Raw genomic sequence first — 10965 nt, 5'->3', positions numbered from 1 at the left:
GCCAGATACACCGCGAGGGTGATCATGAAGAGCTTCTTGCGGCCCCACTTGTCGGTCAGGCGGCCCCAGAACAGGGCGCCGATGCAGGCTCCGGCCACATACAGGGCGGCCGCGAGGCCGGTGACCTGGCCGGAGGTGATGGGCAGTCCGCTGTCGGGTTCCGACAGGCGGCCGGCGATGTTGCCGACGACGGTGACTTCGAGGCCGTCGAGGATCCACACGGTGCCGAGGCCGAGGACGATCGTCCAGTGCCAGCGCGACCACGGGAGGCGGTCGAGCCGGGCGGGGATGTCGGTGGTGATGGTTCGGCCGGTCCCGGCCTGCGCGGTGCTCATGGGCCCCCTCCTCGTCGAGCGGAAACCCGGGCCGAGTGCCCTGACCGGCTTTTCTTAGGCCCGAAGCATCACGCCCCCAGCGCGTGCGCCACCGTGTAGATCAGCAGGCCGGCCAGCGAGCCCACCACCGTGCCGTTGATCCGGATGAACTGGAGGTCGCGGCCGATGTTCGCCTCGATCTTCCGCGTGGTGTGCTCGGCGTCCCAGCTCGCCACCGTGTCCGTGATCAGGGAGGTGATCTCCTTGCGGTAGGTGGTGACGACGTACACGGCCGCGTCCTCCACCCACTTGTCGACCTTGTCCTGCACCTTGCGCTCGGCCGCCATCCGGGAGCCCAGCGACAGCAGCGAGGCCCGTACCCGCAGCCGCAGCTCGCTGCGCTCGTCCTCCGCCGCGGCGACGATCATGGACCGTACGGCCGTCCAGGCGCTGGCGATGAGGTCCTGGACCTCGCCGCGGCCCAGCACCTCGCCCTTGAGCCGCTCGACGCGGGCTCGGGTCTCGGTGTCGGACTGGAGGTCGGAGGCGAAGTCGGTGAGGAAGCGGTCGAGGGCGCCGCGCGCGGGGTGGGCGGGCATGTCGCGCATCTCGGTGGCGAAGCGCAGCAGCTCCTTGTAGACGCGCTCGCCGACCTTCTTGTCGACGAACTTCGGCGTCCAGCCGGGGGCGCCGCCCTCCACGGCGTCCATCACCTCGTCGCGGTGCAACACCAGCCAGTCGTGCGCGCGGGTGACGACGAGGTCGACGACGCGTTTGTGGCCGCCGTCGGCGACGACCTTCTCCAGCATCTTGCCGATGCCGGGTCCGATCTCCTGGGCGTTGGCGCGCCGGGTGATGGCCTCGCCGACGACGGCCTGGACGTCGGAGTCGCGCAGGACCGTCAGGGCGCCCCGCAGGGCGGTGGAGAGCTCCGCCGTGACCCGGTCGGCGTGCTCGGGGACCGCGAGCCAGGCGCCGAGGCGGCTGCCGATGCCGACGGCGCGCAGCCGCTGCCGTACGACGTCCTCGGAGAGGAAGTTCTCGCCGACGAACTCGCCGAGGGAGACGCCGAGCTGGTCCTTCTTGGTGGGGATGATCGCGGTGTGCGGGATGGGGATGCCGAGGGGGTGGCGGAAGAGGGCGGTGACGGCGAACCAGTCGGCGAGCGCGCCGACCATGCCGGCCTCGGCGGCGGCGGCGACATAGCCCGCCCAGGGGCCGGCGCCGGAGTTCTGGGCCCACTTGGCGAGGACGTAGACCACGGCCACGAACAGCAGGAGCCCGGTGGCGGTGAGTTTCATACGGCGTACGCCGCGCTGTTTCTCCTCGTCCGCCGGGCTGAAGCTCGTCATCGCACGGTTCACGGCAGCGCCGGGACGGGCATGCTGCCCTCGGACGTCGACCTTTTCTTCCACTTTCATCTGTTCCATCCGCTCCACCCGCTTGGTGATCCCGCACACATTGTCCCTTCCTGACCGACTCCTGGAACGGAACAGGAGTTCCCGGCGTCTGTCGGAAGGGGTAATGCCAGGGGGGTCCTGTCAGCTTCCCCCTGCCCATGACGCATCATGGGCACATCAGATCGGAGCCTTGGGCTCCCATCGCCTGAGGAGAACTGAACAGCATGACCCGGGGTCGTGGTTACGCCCTGCTCGCGGCGATCGTCGCAGCGGTTGTGGCCCTTTCCGCCGCCATATATGTCGGAGTGGCGACCGACGACGGCACGCAGACCCGGAACACCCGGGCTGACGGCCGTCTTCCGAACAATTCCGCCGCCCCTGCCTCGACCGGCACCTGGGTCGGCACCTGGTCCACCTCACCGGCGGGCGCCGAGCCCGGCACCGAGTCGACCGGCATGGCGGACCGTTCGGTACGCAACGTCGTCCACACCAGCGTCGGAGGTACGAGTGCCCGCGTGACGCTGTCCAATCTCTACGGCCAGTCGCCGCTCAGCATCACGCAGGCCTCGATCGCGGTCGCCGCCGGCAGCGGTACGCCCGCCGCGCTCTCGGACACCCTGCGCCCGCTGACCTTCAACGGCGGCCCCACGGTGGTCATCCCGCCCGGCCGGCAGGTGATGAGCGACGTCGTGCGCGTCGTCATCCCGCACGACGCCGACGTCCTGATCACCACGTACACACCGACCAGCTCCGGCCCGGTGACGTACCACCCGCACGCCCGGCAGACCTCCTACGTCGCCCAGGGCAACCAGGCCCAGGACACGACGGGCACGCCGTACACCGAGCAGAGCACGTACTGGCGCTACCTGACGGCGCTGGACGTGCTGAGCAACGAGTCCGACGGCACGGTCGTCGTCCTCGGCGACTCCCTCACCGACGGCATCACCTCCACCTCGGGCGCCAACAACCGGTGGACCGACGTGCTGTCCGAGCGGCTACGCGCGGAGATCGCCGCCGGGCGGGACCTGCCCCGCTACAGCGTCGTCAACCAGGGCATCAGCGGCAACCGGGTCCTCACGGACGGGCTGGGCCGCCCGGCCGACAACCCCAGCGGGCTCAACCGCTTCGGCCGGGACGTGCTGGAGCGGACGAACGCCAAGGTCGTCGTCATCGACCTCGGCGTCAACGACATCCTGCGCAACCCGCGGCTCGCCGACCCGAACGCCATACTCGCCGGCCTGCGCACCATGGTGGGCCAGGCCCACGCACGCGGCCTGAAGGTCGTCGGCGCGACCCTGATGCCGTTCTACGGGCATCGCGGCTACACGGACCCGCGGGAGTCGGTCCGGCAGCAGATCAACGCCGAGATCCGGGCGGGCCGGGTCTTCGACGCGGTGGCCGACTTCGACAAGGCGCTGCGTGACCCCTACGACCCGCGCCGGCTGCGCGCCGACTACGACTCGGGCGATCATCTGCACCCCAGCGACAAGGGGTACGCGCGGATGGCCGAGGAGTTCGACCTGGAGAGCCTGAAGGGGTCGGCCCCGGCCGAGCTGTAGCAGGACGACGCCGAGTACTGGCCGACGACGCTCAGTACTCGCCGTTGCTCCGCCGCTCCAGTTTCTCCCGCCGCCGCTCCTCCTTGAGCCGCTGCTTCTCCGCCCGCGTCACCTTCCGCTGGACCCCGACGCCGCCCCAGAAGGCGAACCCGGTCACGATCACGCGCGGCGCCCCGGGCTCCCCCGGCACACCCTCCTCGCGGTGGTCGAAACCGCCCATGATCCCGATGCCGCGCACCACGACCTCGACGCCGGGCGGCACGATGACATCCACCCCGCCCATGATCGCGATCGCGTTGATCTCGACCTCGCGGTCCGCGAAGTTCGCCTCGCGCAGGTCGATCTCCCCGCCGCCCCAGAAGGCCAGACAGGTGAACCGCCGGGGCATCGTCCAGTGCCCCTTGCGCTGGAAGCCGGACATCACGGCGACGGCCCACGTCGAGGACCCCTCGCCGCCGACGATCCGCCCGGGCCAGCCCGCCCCCGTGGCGGGGTCCTTGCTCAGCGACACGGCGGGCACAGTGACGCCCGCGGCCGGCAGGTCGCGGGTGATCGGCACCAGTTCCCCGTACGTGCGCGCCTGGTACGTCGCGTCCAGCCGCTCCTCGAACTCGGCCATGTCGAGGCGTCCCTCGGCGACGGCGTCCCGCAGGATGCCGGCGACCCGTTCACGGTCGGCGTCGGAGGCGCGGAGGTCCGGGAGTGCGTCGTCGGTCATGTACAGCAGCCTACGAGTTACCGGTCCCGGGCACTATGCGGTCGCGCGCTCCGGCGGGGGTTTGGGGGTGTCCCCCAAGGAATGCAGCATCTTTGCGATCACCGCTTCGATGTCCGGCTCCCGCACCGACAGGTCGACCAGCGGGTACTCCGCCGCGATCCGCGCCACCAGTGGCGCGGCCGACTCCGCCGCCGGGAACGCCAGCCACTGGCGCGGCCCGTCCACCCGGACGACCCGGGCGGGTGCCGGGGCGTCGATCGGGGGCAGTTCCCGCTCGAAGTCCACGACCAGCGTCCGCTCGCTCTCCCCCGCCTCGTGCAGCCCGGCGAGCGGACCGTCGTACATCATGCGCCCGTGGTCGATGACCATCACCCGCTTGCACAACTGCTCGATGTCCTGCAGATCGTGCGTGGTCAGCAGCACCGTCGTGCCGCGCTCGGCGTTCATCTCCCGCAGGAACTCCCGCACCCTGGACTTGGAGACGACGTCAAGACCGATGGTCGGCTCGTCGAGGTACAGCACCTCCGGGTCGTGCAGCAGCGCCGCCGCGATGTCGCCGCGCATCCGCTGGCCCAGGGAGAGTTGACGTACCGGCACGTCCAGCAGGTCGCCCAGGTCGAGGAGTTCGACCAGACGGTCGAGGTTCTCGCGGTAACGGGCGTCCGGGATCCGGTACATGCGGTGCATCAGCCGGTAGGAGTCGATCAGCGGCAGGTCCCACCACAGCGTGGTGCGCTGCCCGAACACCACACCGATGCGGTGCGCGAGCCGTGTGCGTTCGCGGGAGGGGTCGATGCCCGCGACCCGCAGCCGGCCGGCGCTCGGGGTGAGGATGCCGGTCAGCATCTTGATCGTGGTCGACTTGCCGGCGCCGTTCGGGCCGATGTAGCCGACCATCTCGCCGCGTTCCACACGGAAGGAGATCGAGTCGACGGCCCGTACCTGCCGTAGTTCCCGCTTCATGAAGCCGGTCTTCTTGCGTACGTCGAAGACCTTCTCGACACCGTCGAGTTCGATGAAGGCGCTGTCCGAACCGTCGCTGTCCACCTCGGTCACCTCAACTCCCTGTACTCCGGTAGGAACGAAGCCCCGTCCGCCACGCCGCCCCTGCCAGCGCGCAGCAGGCCACCGCCACCAGGGGCGAGGCGAAGGCCGCCCAGGGCGGCAGGCCGATGGGGTACGGCCGCCCCAGCACATAGGCGGCGGGGACCCAGTTGACGAAGGCGAGCGGCACCATGAAGGTCACGCCGCGCACCAGGTCCTTCCCGAACACGCTCGGCGGATACTGCAGCAGTGTGGTCCCGCCGTACGTGAAGGCGTTCTGCACCTCGGCGGCGTCCTGCGCGAAGATCTGGAAGGCCGCGCCCGCCACGAACACCGCGGAGAAGATCGCCGCGCCGCTGACCACCATCACCGGCACCAGCAGCACCTTCGGCGCACTCCAGTCGACGTCCACCGAGACCAGCGCCCAGCCCAGCACCACGGCGCCCTGGGTGATCCGGCCCAGCCGGCGCAGCGCGAAGCGGTCGGCTCCGACCTGGGCGAGCACCGGCGCGGGACGCACCAGCAGCGTGTCGAACGAGCCGTCGCGCATCCGGGCGCCCAGGACGTCCATCGAGCCGAGCAGCAGGTCGGCGATCCCGAACGCCGTCACCGACAGCCCGTACAGAAAGGCCACCTCGGGCAGTGACCAGCCGCCCAGCGAGTCGACCTGCGAGAACATCAGCAGGATTCCCACGAAGTCCAGGCCGGTCACCGTGAGGTTGCCGAACACCGTGACGACGAAGGAGGTGCGGTAGGTCATGCTGGACCGGATCCACATCCCGGCGATCAGCCAGTAGGCCCGCAGCCCCTCGGCCAGGGCATTCCGCTCACCCACCCTGCACCACCACCCGCCGTGTCGCGGCCGACTGCAGCAGCCGTCCCGCCGCCAGCAGCGCCACCGCCCACGCCGCCTGGAAGGCGAACGCCCGCAGCGGATCGGTCTCCCCCATCAGCACATCCGCCGGCATCTGGATCTGCGCCGCCCACGGCAGCACCCGCACGACCTCGCCGAGCGCCCCGGGGAAGGCGTTCAGCGGCAGCACCATGCCCGAGAAGAAGATCCCCGTGACCATCAGGACCTGGTTGACGCCCATGCCGTCCATCAGCCAGAACACGCTCAGGGCCGCCAGGTAGCGGATCGCGAAGCTGACCACCGTCGCCAGCAGGAGCGTGACCACGAAGGCCAGCCAGGGGGTGACCGACGTCGGCAGGGCCATCCGGAAGAAGCCCGCGCCGAACGCGAACGGGATCACGCCCCGCCCCAGCATCTGGAACAGCGCCCGCCCCACGTCGCCCGCCAGCCACCAGAGCTGGAGATCGGCCGGCCGGTACAGATCGACGGCGATCTCACCGGTGCGGATGCGCTCCATCAGGTCCTTCTCGGCACCGCCGCCCTGGATCGCCAGCGTCGCGTAGAGACACTGCCCCAGCCACACATACGTCACGGCCTGCGCCTGGTCGTACCCTCCGAGATGCGGCTTCTCGTCCCACAGCGCCAGATACGTGTAAACGAGGATGACGCCGAAGACCGTATTGGTGAACACCCCGGCCACCGTGGCCGCCCGGTACGTCGCGTACCGCCTGAAACCCCCTGCCGCGACGGCCGCGTACAACCGTCCCGAGCCCACCACCACAGCCCTCCTCGCCGCCGGACACCGAAGCGCAGGAGCCTAGTGGGCCGAGGATCACGCGTGCCATGGGTTTTCGCGTGCTGTGGTTTCCCGCTCGGGAACGCCGTGGGGCGTTCGATCACGCGTCGGTCTGCGCCCAGCCGCTGCACTTCTCCCAGATGATCCCGGCGGTGGGGTTGTCCGGGTTGCCCTTCCAGTCGCCGATGCACGCCTTGATGGTGATCGGCGCGCCCTCCTTGATGTCGAGGTTGAGCGTGCGGGTCGTGTTCACGCCGTCACGGTTCCAGTAGTAATACGTGTTGCCCTCGCCGCCGATCGAGATGATCCCGATCGTCGAGTGACCGTCCTTGGCCAGGTCGGTGATGGTGAAGACCTCGCCGTACGTCTGGATGTGGGCCTTGCCGCCCGAGTCCGCGTGGGGCGTGACGTTCCAGTCGGCACCGGCCCAGACGGTACGATCCGTTCCGTCCGCGTGGGCAGAGGCGCCCGTGGCCAGGGCGAGCAGCGTGGCGGCGGTGCCGGCCAGGGCAGAGCGTGCGAGCAGTCGCATCTTCGGTCGTGTCCCCCTTCAGGCGAATCTCGCGCAAGCAAGATCGCAATTCGAACAGGCGTGCAGAATAGCTCAGTTCACCCTGCGTCCGCCTGTACGTTCGCCCGCACGCCGCCCGCCTCACCACACGGCTCGCGACACGGCCCTCGATCAGGGAACTGATCGCCGGATGGGACAGTCTTCATCACAGGGGCGCAAGAGCGAGCAGAGACGTACGGGAACGACGTACGACGCGAAACAGGAGTCCGTGCACGACATGAGTGACGAGCCTCAGCCGCAGCAGCCGACACCGGGGCGGGCACCGAGAGAGCCGCAGCCGGACGGCGCCCCGGGCACGCCACGGGACCGGGCTGACGACGACCCGGGCACGGCACGACCCCAGAAGGACGGCGACCCGGTCGCGCCACGGGCCAAGGGGGACCCAGAGCCGGCCAAGGGGGACGGCGCCCAGGGCACGCCACCGGCCGAGGCGGACGGTGAGCCGGGCACACCGCGGGCCAAGGCCGACGACGACCCGGGCACGGTAGAGATCCGGGCCGTCGGCGCCGCGGGCACGGCACGGGGCCGGACGGACGGCGACCGGGGCACGGCACCGGCCCGGACGGATGCCGCCCAGGGCACGCCCCGAGCCAAGGCGGACGACGACCGGGGCACCCCACGCCCCCAGACCGACAACGACCCGGGCACGGTACAGATCCGGGCCGTCGGCGCCGCGGGCACGGCACGGGGCCGGACGGACGCCGCCCCTGGCACGCCATCGGCCAGGACGGACGGCGCACCGGGCACGCCACGCCCCCAGACCGACAACGACCCGGGCACGGTACAGATCCGGGCCGTCGGCGCCGCGGGCACGGCACGGGGCCGGACAGGCGGCGTGCCGGGCGCGGCTCAGGCCCGGACGGACAGCGCCCAGGGCGCGCCGCGCCCCCAGGCCGGTGACGGGCCGGGTACGGCGCCGCTACCGGCGGTCAGCGACCCGGGCAGCGGGCCGCAGGCCAAGTCCGGCGGGAAACGGAAGCGGACCGGCTGGCGCCGGGTGATCCCGACCTGGCGCATGACGCTCGGCGGCTTCATCATCGTCGTCATGCTGCTGATCGGCGGCTTCTTCTTGGGCTACTCGCTGGTCCAGATCCCGCCGGCCAACGCGCTCGCCACCAAGCAGGCCAACGTCTACCTCTACGCGGACGGCTCGGTGATCGCCCGCGACGGCGAGGTCAACCGGGAGAACGTCACCCTCCCGCAGATCTCCAAGGACGCCCAGCACGCGATCCTGGCCGCCGAGGACCGCGACTTCTACACCGAGTCCGCCGTCGACCCCAAGGCCATGGTCCGCGCCGCCTGGAACACCGCCCTCGGCAAGGGCAAGCAGTCCGGCTCCACGATCACCCAGCAGTACGTGAAGAACTACTACCTGCGCCAGGAACAGACCGTCACGCGCAAGGCCAAGGAGTTCTTCATCTCCATCAAGCTGGACCGCGAGCAGAGCAAGGACCACATCCTCGAGGGCTACCTCAACACCAGCTACTTCGGCCGCAACGCCTACGGCATCCAGGCCGCCGCCCAGGCCTACTACGGCATGGACGCCACCGACCTCGACCCGGCCCGCGCCGCCTACCTCGCCGCGCTCGTCAACGCCCCCAGCCAGTACGACGTCGTCGCCCACCCCGAGAACCGCAAGGCCGCCGAGTCCCGCTGGAACTACGTCCTGGACGGCATGGTCAAGAAGGGCTGGCTCAGCGAGTCGAAGCGGGCCGGCATGAAGTTCCCCGTGCCGAAGGAGTCCACCCTCTCCACCGGCATGTCCGGCCAGCGCGGCTACATCGTGCGGATCGTCAAGGACTACCTCACCCAGAACAACATCATCGACGAGGACAAGCTCGACGCCGGCGGCTACCGCATCACCACGACCCTGCAGAAGGGCAAGCAGGACGCCTTCGTGAAGGCCGTCGACGACAAGCTCATGTCCAAGCTGGACAAGAAGAACAACAAGGTCGACTCCTACGTACGCGCGGGCGGCGCCGCCGTCGACCCCAAGACCGGCAAGGTCGTGGCGATGTACAACGGCGTCGACTACGTCAAGCAGTACACCCCCAACGCCACCCGCAGGGACTTCCAGGTCGGCTCCACCTTCAAGCCCTTCGTGTTCACCTCGGCCGTCGAGAACGGCTCGCGGACCCAGGACGGCCGCGTGGTCACCCCGAACACGATCTACGACGGCACCAACAAGCGAACCGTCCAGGGCTGGACCGGCGACCCGTACGCCCCCGAGAACGAGGACCAGCACTCCTACGGCGACATCACCGTCACCGAGGCCACCGACAGCTCCGTGAACTCGGTGTACGCGCAGATGGCCGCCGACGTCGGCCCCCAGAAGGTCAAGCAGACCGCGATCGACCTGGGCGTCCCCGAGACCACCCCGGACCTCGCCGACGGCCCCGCCATCGCGCTCGGCACGGCCACCGCCAGCGTCCTCGAGATGGCGGAGGCGTACGCCACGCTCGCCAACCACGGCCGGCACGGCACCTACACGATGGTCGACAAGGTCATCAAGGAGGGCACGCCCATCGAGCTGCCCGAGCGGCGCACCCGGCAGGCCGTGAGCCGCGAGGCCGCCGACACCACGACCTCGATGCTGCAGAGCGTCGTCCAGAACGGCACGGCCTCCGCCGCACAGGCCGCGGGGCGCCCCGTCGCCGGCAAGACCGGCACCGCCGAGGAGGACACGGCGGCCTGGTTCGCGGGCTACACCCCCGACCTCGCCACCGTCGTCTCCGTCATGGGCCAGGACCCGGTCACCGCCGCCCACAAGTCGCTGTACGGCGCGATGGGCCTGCCCCGCGTCAACGGCGGCGGACCGCCCGCGGAGATCTGGACGCAGTTCACCCAGGACGCCCTCGAGGGCAAGCCGGTCAGGGACTTCGACCTCGAGCTCCAGCCGGGCTCCGACGTCACCGAGGCCCCCAGCCCCGAGACCCCCGTCGACCCGACCACGGGCGGCACGACCGACGGCGCCAGCTCGACCCCCGGCGACGAGGAGACCGGCACCGAGACGCCCGGCCAGACCCCGAGCGCGCCCGAGAGCCAGACCCAGGGCCAGACCGACGGCGGCACCACCGACGGCAGCACGGGAGGCGAGTCCCCGACCGGCGGCGGCACCGCGGACGGCGGAACCGGAGACGGCGGCACGACGGAGGGCGGCGGCACGGCCGACGGCGGCACCACGGAAGGCGGCGGCACGGCCGACGGCGGCGCCAACGGCGCTCCGACAGGCCCCGGCTGGGGCGTCGTCCCGCAGGGCGCGCGCCGCGAATAGGTCAGGTCAGTGACCTGAGGTCGCCTTCAGCCCCACCACGGCGACCAGCAGCAGACAGACGAAGAAGATCCGGGCGGCGGTGGCCGGCTCGCCCAGCACGGCCATACCGACCACCGCCGCCCCGGCCGCGCCGATCCCCACCCACACGCCGTAGGCGGTACCGATGGGCAGGGTCTTGGCCGCCTGGGACAGCAGCAGCATGCTGACGACGATTCCGGCGCCGGTGAGAACGCTCGGGAGCGGGCGGGTGAAGCCGTCGGTGTACTTCATACCGATCGACCACCCGACTTCGAGCAGACCGGCGACGACGAGCAGAACCCAGGCCATGACGGGCACCTCCGGGAGACAGGCTGACGGTCCAGGTGCGTCGTCTTTGCCTTCGTCCCGGTACGGCGCGTCTCGTCGGGTCCCTCCAACGTAGCAAATCCACGACGAA

10 protein-coding genes and 1 riboswitch are annotated in these 10965 nt (G+C 70.6%); of the genes, 2 read left to right on the top strand and 8 right to left on the bottom strand.

The annotated features are described in order from the left end of the window. Both ACFTZL_RS32705 and ACFTZL_RS32700 read right to left on the bottom strand, forming a co-directional pair. A partial coding sequence (locus ACFTZL_RS32705) for an MFS transporter (RefSeq protein ID WP_382590155.1) occupies positions 1–335 on the bottom strand: 335 nt, incomplete at its 3' end. A 68-nt stretch (positions 336–403) separates the two neighbouring features. Next, the gene (locus tag ACFTZL_RS32700) at positions 404–1744 is read right to left on the bottom strand and encodes a DUF445 domain-containing protein (protein WP_382590154.1); all 1341 of its coding nucleotides are present in this window, start codon (positions 1742–1744) and stop codon (positions 404–406) included. 194 nt (positions 1745–1938) lie between these two features. Here ACFTZL_RS32700 and ACFTZL_RS32695 point away from each other — a divergent pair, with 194 nt between their 5' ends. Then, entirely contained in the window at positions 1939–3273 is a 1335-nt protein-coding gene (locus tag ACFTZL_RS32695; protein ID WP_382590151.1) for an SGNH/GDSL hydrolase family protein, read from the top strand. 31 nt (positions 3274–3304) lie between these two features. Here ACFTZL_RS32695 and ACFTZL_RS32690 read toward each other — a convergent pair whose 3' ends face one another. The 5 genes from ACFTZL_RS32690 to ACFTZL_RS32670 all read right to left on the bottom strand — a co-directional run bounded on the left by ACFTZL_RS32690 (position 3305) and on the right by ACFTZL_RS32670 (position 7216). After that, positions 3305–3991: a DUF1707 domain-containing protein gene (locus ACFTZL_RS32690; protein WP_382590149.1), complete on the bottom strand. Its 687-nt coding sequence runs from the start codon at positions 3989–3991 to the stop codon at positions 3305–3307. Positions 3992–4024: 33 nt separating this feature from the next. After that, entirely contained in the window at positions 4025–5047 is a 1023-nt protein-coding gene (locus tag ACFTZL_RS32685; RefSeq protein WP_382590146.1) for an ATP-binding cassette domain-containing protein, read from the bottom strand. A 1-nt stretch (position 5048) separates the two neighbouring features. Beyond that, on the bottom strand, positions 5049–5870 hold the full coding sequence (locus tag ACFTZL_RS32680) for an ABC transporter permease (RefSeq protein ID WP_382590143.1): 822 nt from the start codon (positions 5868–5870) through the stop codon (positions 5049–5051). Continuing rightward, the gene (locus ACFTZL_RS32675; RefSeq protein ID WP_382590161.1) at positions 5863–6663 is read right to left on the bottom strand and encodes an ABC transporter permease; all 801 of its coding nucleotides are present in this window, start codon (positions 6661–6663) and stop codon (positions 5863–5865) included. Before ACFTZL_RS32675 ends, ACFTZL_RS32680 begins: the two co-directional genes overlap by 8 nt. A gap of 121 nt (positions 6664–6784) precedes the next feature. Then, the gene (locus ACFTZL_RS32670; RefSeq protein WP_382590140.1) at positions 6785–7216 is read right to left on the bottom strand and encodes a hypothetical protein; all 432 of its coding nucleotides are present in this window, start codon (positions 7214–7216) and stop codon (positions 6785–6787) included. A 1054-nt stretch (positions 7217–8270) separates the two neighbouring features. Here ACFTZL_RS32670 and ACFTZL_RS32665 point away from each other — a divergent pair. After that, entirely contained in the window at positions 8271–10529 is a 2259-nt protein-coding gene (locus ACFTZL_RS32665; protein WP_382590158.1) for a transglycosylase domain-containing protein, read from the top strand. Between the two features lie 6 nt (positions 10530–10535). On the opposite strand, the gene ACFTZL_RS32660 is transcribed toward ACFTZL_RS32665, so the two are convergent. Next, complete coding sequence (locus ACFTZL_RS32660; protein WP_184593181.1) at positions 10536–10856, bottom strand: multidrug efflux SMR transporter; 321 nt, start codon at positions 10854–10856, stop codon at positions 10536–10538. 34 nt (positions 10857–10890) lie between these two features. Next, a riboswitch (guanidine-III (ykkC-III) riboswitch) is annotated at positions 10891–10959 on the bottom strand. Between the last annotated feature and the right edge of the window lie 6 nt (positions 10960–10965).

It is taken from the genome of Streptomyces sp. NPDC056948 (genome assembly GCF_042674225.1).
GTDB classification, from domain to species: domain Bacteria; phylum Actinomycetota; class Actinomycetes; order Streptomycetales; family Streptomycetaceae; genus Streptomyces; species Streptomyces purpurascens.
The sequence above is the reverse complement of the archived record's forward strand: the minus strand, read 5'-3'. Positions and strand labels throughout refer to the sequence as shown.